At 37.7% G+C, this 18292-nt stretch carries 12 protein-coding genes; 4 read left to right on the forward strand and 8 right to left on the reverse strand.

The features are described 5' to 3' along the window. Positions 1–136: 136 nt before the first annotated feature. Together BY457_RS17915 and BY457_RS17920 are read right to left on the reverse strand one after the other, a co-directional pair. Positions 137–553 carry a DUF6483 family protein gene (locus tag BY457_RS17915; RefSeq protein WP_146131009.1) on the reverse strand — a complete coding sequence of 139 codons (417 nt, stop codon included), beginning with the start codon at positions 551–553 and terminating at the stop codon, positions 137–139. A gap of 560 nt (positions 554–1113) precedes the next feature. Next, on the reverse strand, positions 1114–1620 hold the full coding sequence (locus BY457_RS17920) for a ferritin (protein WP_106154707.1): 507 nt from the start codon (positions 1618–1620) through the stop codon (positions 1114–1116). Positions 1621–2667: 1047 nt separating this feature from the next. Between BY457_RS17920 and accC the strand changes: the two genes are divergently transcribed. From accC to BY457_RS17940, 4 genes are all read left to right on the forward strand, one after another. After that, on the forward strand, positions 2668–4176 hold the full coding sequence (accC, locus tag BY457_RS17925; RefSeq protein ID WP_106154708.1) for an acetyl-CoA carboxylase biotin carboxylase subunit: 1509 nt from the start codon (positions 2668–2670) through the stop codon (positions 4174–4176). A 56-nt stretch (positions 4177–4232) separates the two neighbouring features. Beyond that, positions 4233–4742: an acetyl-CoA carboxylase biotin carboxyl carrier protein subunit gene (locus tag BY457_RS17930; RefSeq protein WP_106154709.1), complete on the forward strand. Its 510-nt coding sequence runs from the start codon at positions 4233–4235 to the stop codon at positions 4740–4742. Between the two features lie 329 nt (positions 4743–5071). Continuing rightward, on the forward strand, positions 5072–5875 hold the full coding sequence (locus BY457_RS17935; RefSeq protein WP_106154710.1) for a class I SAM-dependent methyltransferase: 804 nt from the start codon (positions 5072–5074) through the stop codon (positions 5873–5875). 192 nt (positions 5876–6067) lie between these two features. After that, complete coding sequence (locus tag BY457_RS17940) at positions 6068–6604, forward strand: hypothetical protein (RefSeq protein WP_181256530.1); 537 nt, start codon at positions 6068–6070, stop codon at positions 6602–6604. 294 nt (positions 6605–6898) lie between these two features. On the opposite strand, the gene BY457_RS17945 is transcribed toward BY457_RS17940, so the two are convergent. The 6 genes from BY457_RS17945 to BY457_RS17970 all read right to left on the reverse strand — a co-directional run bounded on the left by BY457_RS17945 (position 6899) and on the right by BY457_RS17970 (position 17829). Next, on the reverse strand, positions 6899–7408 hold the full coding sequence (locus BY457_RS17945) for a hypothetical protein (RefSeq protein WP_106154711.1): 510 nt from the start codon (positions 7406–7408) through the stop codon (positions 6899–6901). Then, positions 7402–13953 carry an FG-GAP-like repeat-containing protein gene (locus tag BY457_RS17950; RefSeq protein WP_181256531.1) on the reverse strand — a complete coding sequence of 2184 codons (6552 nt, stop codon included), beginning with the start codon at positions 13951–13953 and terminating at the stop codon, positions 7402–7404. The genes BY457_RS17945 and BY457_RS17950 overlap by 7 nt, the downstream gene beginning before the upstream one ends. Positions 13954–14011: 58 nt before the next feature. Next, complete coding sequence (locus BY457_RS17955) at positions 14012–14443, reverse strand: T9SS type A sorting domain-containing protein (protein WP_106154713.1); 432 nt, start codon at positions 14441–14443, stop codon at positions 14012–14014. Between the two features lie 79 nt (positions 14444–14522). Continuing rightward, the gene (locus BY457_RS17960; protein ID WP_181256532.1) at positions 14523–15740 is read right to left on the reverse strand and encodes a hypothetical protein; all 1218 of its coding nucleotides are present in this window, start codon (positions 15738–15740) and stop codon (positions 14523–14525) included. A gap of 129 nt (positions 15741–15869) precedes the next feature. Next, on the reverse strand, positions 15870–16916 hold the full coding sequence (locus BY457_RS17965; protein WP_181256533.1) for an interleukin-like EMT inducer domain-containing protein: 1047 nt from the start codon (positions 16914–16916) through the stop codon (positions 15870–15872). Positions 16917–16923: 7 nt separating this feature from the next. Continuing rightward, positions 16924–17829, reverse strand: coding sequence for a hypothetical protein (locus BY457_RS17970; protein WP_106154716.1), 906 nt, complete (start codon positions 17827–17829; stop codon positions 16924–16926). Positions 17830–18292 lie beyond the last annotated feature (463 nt).

The following is an 18292-nucleotide window of genomic DNA, read 5'->3' on the forward strand; positions in this document are numbered from 1 at the left end:
ATTTTGAAGTGCTAAATTCTCAAAAGAGCATGAACAAAATTCATCGTGAGTTCCATTCGGCCAATGACTTAAATAAATTTTGTACGAATGAAATAAACGGGGGCTGGAAGGTCCTCGTTTTTCATGTACAAAAGTATCATACATTAATTCCCATCAAGGCCAGCTTTTCTTTGAGGTTGTTCATTTCCACCATGCGATTGAAACGATACGAGTCAGACTCTTGTTCGGCTTTAGAATAAGCAGTCCATGCCAATAGATACAAGGTTTCGGTAATATCACGCCTTCCTGCGTCACTGGCCGATTCTCCCCCACTCAGTAGTAATTGACCCAATTCATCAGGATAATCATTTAATGCAGAATTGAGTTTTGCCTCCAATGCCTCCATATTTTCGAGGGACAATTCCTCTGACTCAATTTTAAAATGCAGTGCAATAAACTCCATGAAATCCTCAAAGGCCTTTTTATGATGCTTTTTCGATTTCAATCCCGACAAGGCCGCCAGGAATCGGCCTATCTCTTCAATCATTCTGAGGATATAATCTTTTTGATACATAGAATTTGGATTGTTCCAAACTTCCAAATGGCATGCAGACAATTAGAAGGTTAGAGGTTAGAATCTGGTTATTGGAGGTTAGAAGCCAGAGGAAGAGAATCATTCAACAAAATTTTTCTGTCTCAATAAAAAATCTGCCATCTATTCGAAATCAACTGACTTTTAACCGCTGAAAAAATACAATACGAGGTTAAAGATACTCAAAAAAAAGGCTCTAGTTTAAAGTAGCGTTTTTTTTATTAGAGATTGCTTCGGGCATGGCCCTCGCGATGACGAAACCTACCGGTAACAAAGAAGAGGTTGGCAGATGGCAGAGCGGCCTCTCCGCCCTGCCATCTGACAACCTCTTCCACATAAAAGTGAAAGAGCGTCATTGCGATCCCGATGAGGCACGAGATCGGGAGAAGCAATCTCTAAAAATATATACGCTACTATAAACTTAAACCAAAAAAAAAGAGCATCCGATTATTCTTAAACAGATGCTCTTCTTTGGGATTGTGCCGAAATAACTTCGTTAAATCTGTCAATTTAGTTCATTACAAACCCTTTATTATTTCCTGCTATTCAAGGCTGGCCGGTTGCTGTCCACGCATTCCCATAATGTCTCTGTCGAACATATACAGGTTTTGGTCTCCCAGAAGCTTTAATTTATCCAAAATAGCTGACACAGAAGCTTCTTCTTCAATCTGCTCATTTACAAACCACTGCAACCAATTATGTGTAGTAAAATCCTTTTCATTCAGGCATACTTCCACTATATCATTAATAGAAGCAGTTACTTTTTGTTCATGTGCAAATACCTGCTCAAACAGGGTCTTTACATTTTTAAAATCTGCTGGAGGCTTATCAAAACCACTAATGACAGCCTGTCCACCACGTTCATTTACATACTTAACAATTTTAAGCATGTGCATGCGCTCCTCGTCCGACTGAGCATACATCCAACCTGCAACACCTTCGAGTCCGTTACACTCGGCCCAGGTTGCCATAGCAAGGTATAAACTGGATGAATAACCTTCCTTTTCAATTTGCTCTACAAGCTTTTTTTCAACTTTCTTATTCAACATAGCAATTCATTTTTTTGATATTTGTTCTGCCAATATAAGGCAAACAAGGCTGATTTGGTTTAATAAAAATAGTTATATCGGTTTATTTAAACGAGGTCTTAATAAAAATAATTAAATCATTGGTGTCCTATTATCAATAGTGTCCTAAACATTTTCAAAAGGGATTTCATCCCTTAAACCCTGAATTACTTTTTTGTCTTGATACAAAAAAGTAATCAAAAAAAATCAAGACTTAACCAGCTTTCGCTCTAAAAACTACGGTTCTTCCATCGAAATCGTCTAAACTCATCTCACTTGCTGCGCGCGTGAGATTCAAACAAAGACGATTTTTCGATGAAACAACCTTGTTTTTAGGCTTACCTGCCAAGGTCGGCACCCAACAAGCCCGACAGCTCTGTTAAAATAATTATTTTGGACAGGTTTGTTCTATTATAATAGATCGTTAGATTTTTAGATATAAGACACATCGTATCCCGAAACTCCGGGATTGATAATCTGCTCTTTAATGCAAATAATTATTAAATCCTAGGCAATTGAACTTCGAACCGTTACAAAAGTTTAAGGCTGTAGTTTAATTTTGCGATTTTAGTAATTAGAGATTGCTTCGGGCAAGGCCCTCGCAATGACATAAACTCCGGGTGATGGAGAAGAGGTTGGCAGAGGGCAGGGCAGCGAGGCTGCCCTGCCCTCTGCCAACCTCTCCCATATGAACGTGAAAGTGCGTTATTGCGATCCCGATGAGGCACAAAATCGGGAGAAGCAATCTCCTTTCAAAAATGATAATTCTCCTGACAATAGAAGAATAAACTTTATACCTCGCTCCTGATAATCCTAATAATCTCTGATTCCAGAAAACCGAAAGCGTACCTGACATCAGATATGGTTTTTATTCTTCAACAAAATGAAAAACACCCCCCTTTGTCGTTTCGCCTATACCACAACCACTTATAAAGATAGAAAAAAACTAAGACAACAAACCAGTGAACCGAATCGCATACTGTTTGTTAAGAAAAACTAAAAACAGTTCAATCATTATAGAAATCTCTCATGATTCGAAAAATTCTTGTGGCCAACCGCGGTGAAATAGCAGTTCGTATTATTCGTTCCTGCCGTGAGTCCGGCATAAAAAGTGTTGCTATTTATTCTCAACCCGACCGTACTTCTATGCATGTTCGATATGCCGATGAAGCATGGCCGGTAGGTCCCGGCCCTTCGGGACAGAGTTATTTGAATATTGAAAAGATACTGGAAACAGCCCGGAAGAGTGGTGCAGATGCAATACATCCTGGGTATGGTTTCCTTTCAGAAAATGCTGAATTTGCCCGTCAGGTTCGAGAAGCAGGACTCATTTTCATTGGCCCCGATGCAGAAGCAATCAATGCAATGGGCGACAAAATGAAAGCCCGGGAATTGATGATAAAAGCCGGGGTTCCGGTTGTCCCGGGTTCGGGGAGACTCACCGACGATGAATCCCAAAATCTAAAAATTGCCACTGATATTGGATTCCCTGTAATGATTAAAGCCTCGGCCGGTGGAGGTGGAAAAGGAATGCGACTGGTCGAAAAACCCGAGGAACTAAATTCATCCATCAGAAGAGCTAAATCGGAGGCATTAAATGCCTTTGGAGATGATTCTGTGTATATGGAAAAATACCTGAAATCGCCGCATCATATAGAGGTTCAGATTCTGGGCGATACCCACGGGAATATCGTTCATCTTTTTGAACGGGAATGCTCGGTACAACGGCGTCATCAAAAAATTGTGGAAGAAACTCCCTCCCCTTTTATCCCTGAAAAAATACGTAAAAAAATGACCGACAGGGCGGTTGCTGCGGCTGCTTCGGTCAATTACACAGGCGCTGGAACAGTGGAATTTCTGGTGGATGCGGACATGAATTTTTATTTTCTGGAAATGAATACCCGTCTCCAGGTAGAACATCCCATCACCGAACGCACCACAGGAATAGACCTGGTAAAAGCCCAAATCAAGATAGCCAACGGAGAACCTTTGCCATGGAAACAAAAAGAAATTGGCAAATCGGGTCATGCTATTGAGTGCAGAATTTATGCTGAAGACCCCGAACGCAACTTCATGCCGGGAGCCGGAACTGTTCTTCACATCACCGAACCACTGGGACTGGGTGTTCGGACAGACGGATACATCTACGAAGGCTACGAAATAACGGTTCATTACGACCCGTTGATTTCCAAACTGATAGTCTGGGCCCAAAGCCGCGAAGAAGCTGTTCAACGGATGAAAAGAGCACTTTACGAATACAAAATTACCGGGGTAAAAACCAACATTCAGTTTCTTGAAAGAATCATGAACACACCGGATTTTGTAGAGGGTAAATACGATACCCACTTTATTGCAAATAATGAAGAGTTTCTCATGAAGGGAGAAAATTGCAACCAATCATGTGAAGACCTTGCCATGATTATGGCTTTTGTGGAACATCAGTCGCATGTGGATAAACGCCTTCGTTTCAACAACGGTCAATCCGGTAAATCGAATTGGAAAGAGTACGGACGCCTTCACCGGTTCAATCCATTTTAGGCAAAGAAGCACTTTTCAGTTATAGCCATTCAACAAAACATCAGAAAAAACAAACCATGAAAATATTAGCAAAAAACGGCAAACACCACGAAGAAATAAAAGTCATTAAGCGCGAAGGCCCCATGCTACAGGTTTCCATTGGCAACAGGGAATATTCACTGGATGTGGAAAAAGTGGAGGACGGTGTTTACTCTGTACTTCACAATGGCACCAGTCATAACATGGAAATTATTAAGAGTGAAAAGAAACATTTCTACGCTGTTAATACCCAATATCAATCATTCAATATTGAGATTGCTCCCGCAGGTTCCCTCAAAGGAGATAAAAAAAGACAGGGAGATAAAAATGAACAAATACTGGCCCCCATTCCGGGCAAAGTAATTTCCATTAAAGCAACTCCGGGAGATGTCGTGAAGGAAGGACAAACAATTGTAGTACTTTCGGCTATGAAGATGGAAAATGAACTTAAATCCCCCATCGACGGTATAGTCTCCAAAATCCATGTTAAAGAGGATGCAGTTGTTAAAGAGAACTCGGTGCTGGTGGACGTGAAAGCAGTAGATTAATCCTACACTCCATGAACAATAGTCCGTTAAAAAAACATAAACGCAAAGACGCAATGACGCAAAGTTTTTATTATGAGAGAGTTATTTATTTTATCGCAAGCTGTGTAAGCCATTAATTATTAAATAGTTCTAGCCCATAAGCTTCGGGATAACGGAGTATTGATAGAAAAACAGAGGCAAATACCATCTACGGTTGATATTCTACGCTTATCCTTCAGACAAGGTCATATCGTTTTGGTGTTGCGCAAACCGGGTAAAATGGCCAGTCTGTCAGTTTTTACATAAATAAATAATACATTTGCTACTGTAAAAACAATTTTTTTTAAAGTATGAATGAGTTCTTTAGTGGAGAAAAATTATATGGCAATGATTTAAGCCCTGAACAGATAGAGAATTGGTTTGAAGAAGAATCGGAGGCTTATGCAAACATTGACCAAAAAGGCACTATTCCAGGTGATTACACTTACAATAATCTCAATATCGTTCATGGTTATAGCAAACTACCAGATAAGATTTTTGAAAACGCATTGGGTTTTGGAGCCGCCTGGGGAAATGAAATTGAGCCCCTGATAGACCGAATAAAAAATCTGACCATTGTAGAGCCGTCAGAACAACTTGTCAGTAAATCCATTGGCCATATCACCCCAAACTATATCAAACCTAATTCAGACGGGAAATTGGATTTTGAAGAAGGTACATTCGACTTAATTACCTGCTTTGGCACGTTGCACCACATTCCCAATGTAGGCTTTGTTTTGAGTGAGATGATCCGGGTTTTAAAACCTGATGGATTTCTTTTACTGCGGGAACCCGTTCAATCGATGGGTGACTGGAGATCTCCAAGACCCGGGTTAACAAAAAACGAACGAGGCATCCCGTTAAAATTCTTTGAAAATACTTTTTCCACACAACCGGTTGAGATTATCTCGCGCAGTTTTTGTTTTACCCTTACAACTCACATCAAGAAGATTGTTGGCAGTTTTTTCAAAAAACCTCTTCAATACTATAAATCTTATATCCTGTTTGATAAGTTCATCTCCGGAATGCTAAAATTCAATCTCAAATACCATCCCACAAAACCCATTGAAAGAATTGCCCCAAATTCGGTTTTTTATGTTTTAAGGAAGAAATAAATTTCCCTTGACAATATTCCGTAAAAAAAAACATAAACGCAAAGACGCAATGACGCAAAGTTTTTATTATGAGAGAGTTATGAATTATGTCACGAATTGCGTAAACCATTAATTATCAGACACTTCTAATCCAGAAGATTCGGGATAACGGAGTGTTGCCTTGAAAAATTCCTAAAAAGTCACAAGTCATTTATGTGCTTTTGGGAGTTATATGGGTATGGTGAGCAAAAAGGATTTAATACCGGCTATAAAACGCGGATAAGAAAAAGGTGGTATATCACACCTTCATTGTGGGTTCCAGATGGTTTTGCGTTGCGCCAGGTAGGTAACTACCCAAAAATTGTATTGAACGAGACTGGTGCATCCTCCACTGACACCATTCATAGAATCAGGTTTAAAGAAGGAGTAAATAGAAACATGGCCGCTATTTCATTTCTTAATTCGCTTTCATTTGCGTTTTCAGAAATTACCGGACGTAGCTATGGTGGTGGTGTTATGACTTTTGAACCCACAGAAATTGAAGAGATACAAATTCCCATTTTGACCGATTTAGACATTGATTTTGATCAGATTGACGCATTAATACGCAAAAGAAAGATTGAAGAGGTACTTGATATAGTGGACGAGGCTTTACTGATTAGACACCACGGATTCAGCAAAAACGAGGTAGATTCTTTGAGAGCCATTTGGTGGAAATTGTCTCAAAGAAGGATTAATAGAAGGAAATAAGGGTTTTTTGGGAGTAAAAAAACCACAGACAGGCTTTGCTCATGAGGAATAACTACACCTATACTCAGCTATTGCATATTCCGGAGTAATCCGGACACCCATTCCGTTTTATTGCTAAGGAACTCCAGTAAAACTTGGAAAAATTTGATTCACGGTATTCTCGGGTTGGGAAAAAAACCTCTACTTTTTTTACAATATTTAGCCCACCGAAGTCATACCAATAAATTATGAGAATTATTGGTATGACTGTAAACTTATCTAAAAAAGTGAACTGAAAAGACTCCTATTGTCAAGCTATTTACTTAATCTTTCATTAATTTTCTTTATATTAATTATTTTACCTGATGATCTAAGATTTCCCTTTCTTATATAAGACGGGGCATGCTTCTTGTCAGGCGGCATTGACCATAAAACGGCTCTAAAAACTATTTCTTCAGATCTTCTAAAATCTGTAGAATCCAATACGAACTTATATCTTTTAACTAGGGATCCAGATTCATTAAGCTCAAGTAATTTCGAAACTTCTCTGAGTTGTTTTTCCTCTAAAGTTATCCATATCCCCTGCCTAAACTCATTAACCTTTTCAATTAAGGCAACAAACCCTGGCTCATAAAAAAAAACCTCTTCGCTTGTTGTATTAATAAATTCTATAGCCACACATATGGTATCGCCAACATATGCCAAATCAGGCATCATTAACTCCAGTTTAACCACTTCCGACAAGTTATCATCCTCTGGTTTTTCATTTTTCAAACTAACACATCCACTTAGGATTATTGAAATTAATAAAACTATCCTTACCATAATCTTCTAATTGAGTATATGCCATGCCACCAAGGTGCAGGAGCCAAATTAGTATAGGGTATAAAAGTATTTGGATCTATACCTGCCGCGGAACCATAACCGTTGATGTATTTTCCCAGTGGGATTTTATGTTTTAAATATAAACCTTGTCGCTTATAATTACGAATATAATTTTCATATTCTTCTTTAGCCACAGAATTTCCCGACTTTTGAAATCTATTTGTTCTCGTAACTCTTCTATAATGCCATCTTTCGTGATCATTAACAAATCTAAGCTTATCAAAAGATCCATCAAATGCAGTTGTATTGTAAACTATATCTCCAGTTTTTCCATGAATAACCGCGGGATCTCCTCCTCCATTGAAATACTTTGGATTATATGTACCTTTAAATCCAAAGTAATCCAATGCCCCCTGATAATTTTTAGCTCTAACAAAATCCTGAAAAACTGCTTCATTACTTCTAAACTCTTTTCCTCTAACAAAATTAGTCGTATGTTCTGGATAAATCATAACAGATAAACTCGGATTAAAAGACAATCCATTTCGATCAACAGTCCAAGCTGACACATTACCACTCCAACTATCGTGAGTAATATTGTAATTAGTTCCAACTGTAGCAAAATTAGTACTTACCGGCAAACCTGAGAAAGAAGACAATCCTGCTGTATACCCAACACTACCACCACTGCTTAATGAATAAGATGCATAAACAGTATTCATCGCTGCGGTTGCACCTAAATAACCATAAGCATCACTTGCCCCAAAACTATAACCAATACCGGCTTGGGCGCTTAACCCTCCTGGTAAACCTACAACAAAAGACAACCCAATGCTTAAACCTCCTGATTTACTCCATCCTATATTAGGGATTATCCAGAAAAACTCTCCTGATGGATCAGTATAAATTAGCGGATTATTCAACGCATACCCATACCGATTATAATTCAACCAATACCCAGGAGCTTGCAACTGTGGGTCGGGACTTAAGAAACGAGCAATTTGCGGATCATAGACCCTGCCATTCATATTAATGAGGGCAAAACCATCCAAATGCTCATGCATGGTATAACCACGGCCTGTAATATTACTTACGGGTGTGGTAATAAGACTTGTCCAGTCACTCGGATTTCTCCGGTTTCCCCACGGATCAAAGGCCTGAAGTTCTTTCAGGTTTCCATCTTTATCTGTCAAAACTGTCAAAGAACCAAGGTGATCGGTGTAGGCGTAATAGAAATTACTGTTGCCATCTTCCTCTACGTATATTGCTGACAAACCGTCACCTCCGCTAAGGTAATGGATTTTGCGTTTTTTGCCATCCGGTGTTTCTTCTTCTTCGTAGTCACCCAAATAGAAACGGGTAAGAGTAATATCCCCATTAGATTTAAAAATGGCTTTGCGCCGTTGCTCATCTACACCATAAAGAAGCTCAAGTCTTTTATCACCTTCTGAAACCGTAGCTATTTTCTTAAAATCTGTATAAGTTATAATTTGCTCTTGATCCGAAATTAACGAGGGATTACCTTTTATACCGCTTATGGCATGTGGACGTTCATCGTTGTATTGCATTTCATAACCAAGGTCCGATTTACCGGTAATATTTCCGTGTTCATCATAATCCATGGAAAAGGTTCTCGCGACATTTCCATTTTGTTCTATTTTCCATGATTTAAGTTGGTGCTTATCATAGGTGAATATTTCTTTATGACTGGTCAAACGATCTTCTCGTGATTTAAGATTTCCCTTATCATTAAATATGTAGAAATGGTCAATGATATCCGGTGAATAGATGCTTTCAACTCTGTCTTTTTCATCATAGCCAAAGGTAGTTGTTTGCCCCCCCTTTTTCGTTTTTTTAAACTGTCCAAGTGCATTGGCAACTTCGCCTTTCCAGATGCTTTTGCCATTGCTGCCTTTTACTTCTTCGAGGTGACTATATTTGGTGTATGTGTTCCTGACATAAAATCCTGAGGGATACGTATGCTTTTGTTCGCGACCAAAAGCATCGTAATTAGTACGGGAAGTAAAAGTCTTTCCGTCGATTTTCTCATTTATTGTAGTTGGGCGTCCCAGCGATTTATCACTACCTTCGTCATAAACATAGGTCAGTTCATGATCCGGCCTCTTTACACTTTCCAAAAAGCCGGTACTCCCATTGTATCTGTAATCCGTGATTGTACCGTTTCGGTCTTCTTTTTCAAGGCGACCAGATTCATCATAAGTATAAGAAGTTGTAACAGTGCGCTCATCATCGCCACTTCCCATGGTATATTTTTCCGTAAGAACCTCCCCGAATCCATTATAGGTATTTTCAACAATACCGGCATCCGGATCTGTTATTTTTATACGGTTCCCCTGCAAATCGTAAACCATTTCCACCGCTTTACCATCTTGGGGCTTCGATTCCTTCACTTTACCGGAAGGATAATAAGAAAATGTGACTGAACGTCCGTCCACTGTGCTGGAAACGGTTTGACCGGCTGCATTCACAGTTTTTACTTTCACACTTCTTGGAGAGGTCATTGTTGTGGTCAACCCGTCATATTCCATAGTAGTGATTCCCATTGGTGTTGTTTTGGTAAGCACTCGGCCTTCATCGTCATAGGTATAAGACTCTGCTGGTTCTTTTGACCCTTCGGCAAAATAGGGTTTAGAGACCGTTTTCAATCTTCCGGTTTCGGAATAGTAATCTTTATCGACCCATATTTTTTTGTCATCTTTAAAGCCATAATACTCCCTTCTCAATTCACGCCCCTGCCCATCATACCAGGTCCAAACCGGAGATTGTCCTGATGTCTCTTCATAGGAATAATACACCGCACCATCAGGACCGTCACCGCCGGCCCATTGAAGAGACTTTACTGAATAAGTTCCATCGGGATATGTGGCTTTGACGAGCCTTCCAAAACCATCATATTCATATATAATTTCATTACCAAGATTATCTTTTTCACTATCCAATAACCCAGCTACTTCATCATACTCATATGTTGTTGTAAATCCTAATGCATCGGTTTTTGACTCAAGAAACCTTCCATCACTTGTATTGTAAGTTGCTGAAGCGGTCCTTGTCTCACCATTAGCAGTAACATCAATATTCCACGGATTTCCATAATCATCATAATTGTAATAATGTGTTTTCACCTGATTATCATCTTGATAATCATCATATGAAAAAGTGACATTACCTTTAGAATCATAGTCGTACTTTTGAACACGAACTTGCTCTCCCAGTGCATTATATTTCGTTGTTGTAACTAACTCTGGTACATTATCACACCACGCCCCTTTTTTTACATATTGAACTTCCTTCACTTTCTTAACCGGGCTGTTTGCATAGGTTGTTGTTACTTTTGTCGGATTAAGATATTCATCATATGTGTTGAATGTGACAAGCTCTGTTATTCCACTTTGAAAGTCTTCATTCTTACGCCACTTAGGCTTTGTTACAAACCTCTTACCATCTTCTATACTCTCAATGCTAATATCGGTGGTTAGTTTATTAACTGTAGTACCATTATTACTATTTAATGTGTAATAAGGAAGCAGAATGTTGTATGAAGTATTTAGTTTTAATTTTGTTTCGCTTTTGTTGTTAGTGCTTGAATTTACTGCCTCGCTTGTTTCAAATCCAAGAAAGCCCCTGCCACCGGGATGAATAAGTGCATTAGTGTATGAATATGAAATTCTTTCAGTACTACCGCCACTATTAGTTTCTCTTTTTTGTTTCAGAACATATAAAGGCATTTGTATTTCAGTTACGTTATCATAGGACACAGGTGATTTGGAATAAACAGAACTACAGGTTAATGGTTGATACTCTAAATATGCTTTATTACCTAAACCATTAGTGATTGATGTAATTAATCTTGAGTCATTAATCGTCTTAGGAGAGAAATTCAAGTGTAAGTTTGTATCCTTATCTTTTGTTGTATGGTTAGCTCCATATGAAAGAATGTCAACCTGACCATCACCGTTAAAATCTCCGGTACATGTGTGTTTCTTATAAGAATAGTCTTCTTGATTGGTGACGATCTTTGAAGCCAAGGTTACATTAGTTCCAGTTGACTCATACCATGCCACATAAGAACTCCTAAACACCCCCCATGGAGAAGACCACATGTCATCTTCTTTTTTATAATCTGCTTCAACAATTACAACGTCAGATTTACCATCTTGATTAAAGTCCATAATAAGAACTTGATCTCTACCGTCATTCTTTTCAGTATAACTTTCTTCAACAGCAGTAATTGCTGATAATCTACGTTTAGTAAAACTTCCATCGCCATTATTAATTGCAAAATACCAAACATTATTACAATGTTCATTTAAAAGGAAGTCAGGCAATAAATCACCATTAAAATCTCCTGACTCAATTCTACTATAACTTCCATTAAAAAGGCTTGAATTTTTTACCTTACTGAACGACACTTCTGTATAACCATCAGTATTATCCTCTCCCCCATTGTTTTTGTAAAAATAATAGCCACTTTCAGTTACAATAAAAATATCATTTAAGCCATCTGCATTATAGTCATTAATAAATAATTTCTTAGGCTTGGAACTTAAGTTAAAATTCAAATCTTTTGGTGCAAATTCTCTGAATTTAGAAGAACCAGGCTTATTAAAAATTATTTTAGCCGGATAATATCCATTAAACTGTTTTTGCTCTAAATAAAACAAATCTTCATAACCATCATTATTAAAATCTCTTACAGCATTTAAAGGAGCATCATTGGTTGATGTTTTTAATGGTGCACCCATTTCCAGATTTTCCGATATGAAAAGAAACTTCATATTGCACCAGTAATCAGTTTTATCTAAAAAAGGGACTACTATTGATTTAGAATGAAGATTTTCTATGTGCATTGTTTCTAGTCCTCCTATTTCACCAACAAAGCTAAGAAAATCAGTACCTAAGTTGCCGTCCAAATATGTTTGTCCGCCCGTAAACGTCACATTATTATGCGTATCAATATTGGCCAAAAAAGTTTGATATGCTTGCTTATAGGTTACAGAACCTGGCCCGGTGGGCATGTCATATATAAATACGGCAACCAAATCAGTTAAACCATCGCCATTAAGATCCTTAGGAATAAAGGCCTTATCTGTAATATTCTCGTATAAATTAGGTCTTGGAATGCTTATTTCTCTATGATAAATACTCTCCGTATCTGAGCCATATTGAAAAACCGTGGAATTATAATCTTCATCATTTTGCCCTGTGACTTTTATCGATTCTAATCTATCAGTTCCACTTACAAAAGATAAATCATACCTTTTTAACTGAACGTTATTAGAATAGACTCTTACATTACTTAACCTGTAAGTAAATTTTTCAGGATTCCCTGCTATATATAAAGTCGACGGTTCGGCTCTTGAAGAGCTATAACCAAAAGAAACTTTACCAAATTCAGTATTTTTGTTGCCATAGGTAACGTAGCTTATCCTTTCATTTGTTGAAATGGAAGTCGAACTTTTTGTAATAGTATAGCCACGTGAATCAGAATATCCTATTGGCATAGGGTAATCAACGCTATAATCATACGGAGAACGGTTTTCTGAAGATCTTGTCTGTTCGGAATTGTTAGAATAATGATAATCGATGTAATTCCCAAAGTTATCGGTTACACGTGTTAGTATCCAGTTTTTGTAAACAGGATTTTGACTTGTGGCAGATACTATTCTGTTTATTTCCACCCAAGAACCCGATGTTCCTCCTTGATTAATCAATTGCGGAGAGTTTAAAGGTCTTAATGGATCTAATGGTCTTTCGGAATCATCTGACAAAAAACCTTCAATAACTTCAACTGTCTCACTTTCTTGATTTTTAGAATAAAAAATGGGTTCATACTTAAATGTTAAACCATTTTTTGTTGTTACTTCAAAATATTTTGCTCCTTTACTACCTATTTCATAAGCAACAATTTTACTCTGATCATCGTTTTCTTTTCTGTACTCATAAGTATTGGAAGAGATTGTCCCTATTTTGATTAGCTTTGCTCCATCTAAAGATAATTGGTCACTGGTGTTCCATTTTACACTTCTAAGCTCACCATTAAAGTATGAAGTTTTATTGCTTCGACTTATGACTGAGGATCCACTAATATTCCATCCCCATCCAACAATATTATTACCTAATTGACTATTATAATTCAATGAAAGCTTCGGCTCCATTCCATTAATTCCTTTGGGAACTTCAATTGGAATTGTATAGGTTGCCGCCCCGGTGGGACTCACAGTAAACGATCCTGGAATACTCCCTACCACTCCTCCGCTTGAAGGAGATGAACCGGCAGCACCTTCGGGCGTGCCATAAGTTGCATCAGTAGGAGGAAATAACAGACACTCATCAATTCTGGCAGTAAAATGATTATCTCCACTGGCTTTATAGCTAAATCCAGGTTTAAGAGATATATAATCACGAGCTACATATTCTTTTATCCCTGTTTCGGTATTGCTCAACTCGTAACTTTTCTCATAATCTTGAGCCTGCGTATATATTGAAACCAAACAAACTGCTAAAAGGGTAAATATTTTTTTCATAACAATGGGTTTAGGAATATCAAGTATCATTTTACGTTCTTTGAAATATTCTGGAAATCTATTCTTTCACTATTTTAAAAGTCAGCTTATCTGAATCATCCTTCAGCACAAGAATATAGATTCCGGAACTAAACTGTTGCATAGAAAGTGGGTAGTCTCCTTTTCCACTAATCTGACCTTCTTCCAATACCTGACCATTTGAACTAAAAAGGGTATAATCATAGAAAGCCTCATCCTCCCCTCCTTCTATCCTAACTTTTAAGTTACCTTTAGTAGGATTTGGGAAAATTGTGACTTCACGTTCTCCCCAATCAGTTTCTATTGGTTTTTCATCCTCTTCAGTGGAAGAAGAAGCACTTTTAATCTCTATGGTATTCCTGCGAATACGATTTCCTGAAGCATCATATTCATATACTATATTTTTCTCTTGTGCATTAACTGCCAAAACAGTAAATACAAATAGTCCTATTATCAGCAATAGCTTTTTCATTTCACCAATCTTTTATTCAATTATTAATATTTATCATTGAATTCCAATATTTACCATCTATTCTTTCAAACAGGATAAATTAAATATCTCCTTGTTCAATTAAAAAGGTTTCTATTAATCTTAATCGTTTATCTATATTTCTTTTCTCTTCCTCCATTTTCTTAATCTGGCTTCTCATACTTTTCATTTCTTCATTCTGCTCATTTCTGATTTCATCTTCTTCCTTTTGCTTATCTTTCAAGGTCAGAATTTCCTTATCCCTCTCAATAGCATAAAGTGTTAACTCCTCAATCTGCTGTAACAGCAACTTATTCATCTCAGCCAGATTTACTCCTGCGGCTTCCATCTCAGCAGCACTGGGAATATCAGGTAGGTGTTTGTGTTCTTTGATGAATTCTTCAACCTGATTTAGGTCTCTTAAAGGATAATTGTTGTCAAAAACGAAGTCGGCAGTTTGGGCAACGACTTTTATTTCTGTGGCTTTTATAGTGCCATTAACATCTAGTTTGGTTTCCGGAGAAGTTTTCCCGATTCCAACATTTCCAGCAAAATACATAACTGGATCAGCATTAGCAGAAGGCCTGTTTTTTATCCAATAATCAATATTAGAATTTTCATCTTTGAGATAAATTGGATAGGTTGTTGAACCATCATTATCATACCCCTCAATAAGCAGCTTCTTTCCTCCAACATTAACCCCACTATTATGAAGCCCTGACAATCTAAGCTGTACTCCTCCTTTTTCTCCTGCAGCTCCTTCGTTCCATTCGCCAATACTCACCTGTGCCTCAGGCTTTGAAACTCCGATTCCTACCGGACCATGCAAAGGGGGAGTATAATATCTTGGTTCATTGGTTAAAAGTTCTCCTGTCGTTGTAATTTCTGTCGGACTTCCCATTGAAACGGAGGCACTTCCCTCAATTTTTTTAAAAATCACCCGCACTCCCATATGAACGTTTGGGCAGTTGGCAACTAAGTGAACTTTAGAATCTGAAATCTTCCTTAATCCCAACAAAACATGACTTGTTTTTTGAGTTTGCACCAAATCGTAAGTAATACCCCCTGAAAATCTTACATATAACTTAAAGTCAGCGATTGTAGGAAGTTTATACCCCCAGTTACCATTATTATCAACGACCTTTCCGAAAAGTTCCACACCAGTATAAGTTCCAACATTTCTTGCATCCAGAACAGCCACAACGCGCTCACCTGGATTAGTACCTGTATTGTCAACATTCCATTCAAAATCCTGTGCGGTAATTGTATAAGTACAAAACAGAATAACCAATAAAACCACCAACCGAATTAACTTATTCATAATTCAAAAACTTATATTTTTAAAAAAGATCGGCCATATCTAATTTTGCTAATTCCCCCTTTGAGAATTTAAAATTCTGATACCCTTTTTCCTGAATTCTATAATAATCTATTGATGTAATTGACTCTCTATCTGCTCAATTCTCTTTAGCAGTTCTGACATCTTTTCATTATTATCCTTCATCTTCAAATCTCGTATTTTTGCTTCTTTTCGGAGTGAGGAGATATCCTCTTCTTTTTGGCTTAAATCATTGGCCTGCTCAATTGAATATAGTGTCAACTCCTCAATTTTCTGCAACAGCAACTTATTCATTTCCGCCAGATTTAAACCCACTGCTTCCATCTCAGCAGCACTGGGAATATCCGGTAAGTGTTTGTGTTCTTTGATGAATTCTTCGATTTGATTTAAGTCGCGAAGTGGGTAATCTTCTTCGAAAACGAAATCGGCGGTTTGAGCAGTAACTTTTATTTCCTTGGCGGTAATTGTTCCAGCAACATGGAGTTTTGTAGTAGGTTTTGTCGTTCCAACACCTACAAACCCTCTGTAGTCTGTAATAACTCCAACCCCGTCTCCCTGAGGGTAAAAGAGTGCATTGCTTTGACTTCCTGAAGCAACAAAAGAACCTCCAATAAGAAATCCTCGAATCTCAGCAAAAGGCATATTTGAAGTCCTGTTGTAACTTACTTCAATAGCCTTACTTGTCATCTCTTCTTCCGAAGCACCCTCAAATATTGCAGCATAAGGCCTTCTTGAACTGCCGTTTTGCGTTCCCATAGCGATCGTCAATCCTAAACGCAAAAATGCATTATCCAGATTATCAGTGACACGCCCCTCCCAGGCATCATAAGAAGTTAACACCCCAATTTGATTTTTAGCTATAGTATTTAACTTATCTGCCAGACTTTCAGAATCAGAAGTTACTCCATAACAATCATATGTTTGATCAAATAAGACCGAAATATTGGATTTATCTATTATTGTTAATCTCAATCCTCTCCCACCTGTTTTGTAAATAGTTTGATCTCCAATTTCAAGAATACGTGTAGCATTCCTGTTCAAACCTGTTCCCCGAATAAAGATTTTTACCGGATCATCTTGTGCAGCCAGATTTACAGCTATCACGAACAAAAGAATAATATGAACCAATTTCTTCATCATTGTTTCATTTAATATCACTTTCAACTACTACTTTCTTAATTTGCTCTAATTCATCAATAACATTTAGCATCTTTTTTTCCAATCTTTCTTGTTTTTCTCTCTCACAGGCTCTTTCCTTATCCTGCTTTATTATGTACAAAGTCAGCTCCTCAATCTTCTGCAACAGCAGCTTATTCATCTCTGCCAGATTCACCCCCGAGGTCGCCATCTCATGAGCACTGGGAATCTCCGGTAAGTGTTTGTAGTCCTTGATGAAATCTTCAACTTGTTTTAAGTCACGAAGGGGATAGTCTTCAGAAAAGACAAAATCAGCACCTGGCGCACTCGAAATCTTCACCTCTTTGGCTTCAATTGTTTCAGAAACAACTATAGAATTTGCCTTAATATTGCCAAAGGAACCAGCTCCATCAGTACATTGAATTATGTAATCGCCTGAAGGCAAATCAGACATAAAAGGCTCCTCCTTTAAAGCAGAAATAGTTGAATACCCTTTCATTATTCGTCTAAAAAAGAAACGAGTATAAGTCATATTAATCCGGAGAAAAACATCAATGGTAGCCCCATTTCTAATTCCTACAATATTGTCACTTCCGATATTGGAATCATAAAGAATCAGGGCCATAGAAGTGGCCGGCCCGGCCTCTGAACTCTGCCTTTTAAATCGGGCAATCAATTTACCATAGTAAAAAGTACTATTTGCAGAGCCATTGCCAAACATCTCGAAAACAGTTCCATAATCCTGATAGTGCCCGGAATTCGTGCAGGTAGCAATACGAACCCATTTACCTTTATTGGCACTACTTGTATTTAAAGTATTCCACTGTTCTCTGAGAATATCCTGCTCAACAGTTTGACCATTAGATGGCAGCCAAATAAAAATGGCAATAAAAAAAAGTAAACCCTTCTTCATCAGTTCATTTTTAAACAATTAAAAAATCAGCCCTAATAACAAGACGTTATTGGAATAAAAGATAAGAAGGACTTTAATTTCTCAGAATAGCAAATCCGAAGATTAACATTTTAAGAGAACTGTTTTCTTTGAAGTGGAAAAACTCGCGGAACGATTCGGTGAATCTATGAACTGAAATAATAGTAGAAAAAGCAAACATAAGCAATAGGGTTTAGGGTTAATACAATACAAAAAAAAATATTTTTTTACAAAAATCAAAATTTATACGCTATTTTTTTGAATATGCAAAACATACTCCTGAAGAAGACTTTATTACTGCTTCAATTCCAACAACAAATCTTCAATAGAATCGAGTCTGTTAGTTGTAATGTAAGCCATCGGCCTCCCACGTATAAAAGTAAAGATTTTTCCCGACCAGAGGTTTCACCAGTCGGGGAAATTGGGATTTTCTAAGTTCTACTGG

It is taken from the genome of Marinilabilia salmonicolor (assembly GCF_003003035.1).
GTDB lineage: Bacteria > Bacteroidota > Bacteroidia > Bacteroidales > Marinilabiliaceae > Marinilabilia > Marinilabilia salmonicolor_A.